This window comes from Corynebacterium sp. HMSC29G08 (genome assembly GCF_001806875.1).
In the GTDB taxonomy this organism is placed as follows: domain Bacteria; phylum Actinomycetota; class Actinomycetes; order Mycobacteriales; family Mycobacteriaceae; genus Corynebacterium.
Genome location: NZ_KV786238.1, coordinates 1 through 541 on the forward strand (window position 1 = coordinate 1; position 541 = coordinate 541).

General features: G+C 57.3%; 1 protein-coding gene. It reads left to right on the plus strand.

Features of this window, described 5'->3' with window-relative positions; translation table 11 throughout:
- A partial coding sequence (locus HMPREF3101_RS05180; protein ID WP_070463380.1) for an ATP-binding protein occupies positions 1-500 on the plus strand: 500 nt, incomplete at its 5' end.
- Positions 501-541: the final 41 nt, after the last annotated feature.

Genomic DNA, 541 nt, shown 5'->3' on the forward strand with positions numbered 1-541 from the left:
CACCCAGCCGCAACATCAACAAAGAGCAAATCACCCGACTTGCTCAATGCCAATGGTGCCAGGATTCGAAAAACGTTGTCATCCTGGGCAAATCCTCCGTCGGCAAGACCTACCTCGCCCAAGCACTGCTCAACGCAGCGTGCCGAAAGGACTACTCCGCCAAGTTCTTCCGCACCGACTCGTTGGCCAACCAACTCGCCGTGCTGCATCACTCGGATCCTGAACGCGTGAAGTTCCTCGAATCCATTCACAACACCGATGTGCTCGTACTCGATGACTTTCTCACCACCCCGATCAACGAAGCCACCGCACACCAGCTGTTGACCATCATTGCGGAACGAGAAAACCGAGGAGCGACCATCGTGACATCCCAGTTCGCCCCCATCGAATGGTGCAAGTCCATCCCCGACGCTGTCATCGCTGAGTCCATCCTCAACCGGCTCGCCGTCGGCGCCGAGATCATCACACTAGAAGGAGACAACATGCGCCTGACCCACTAACCCCGCCCAACCCCCAAACGCCCGGGTGTTACTGGATACTC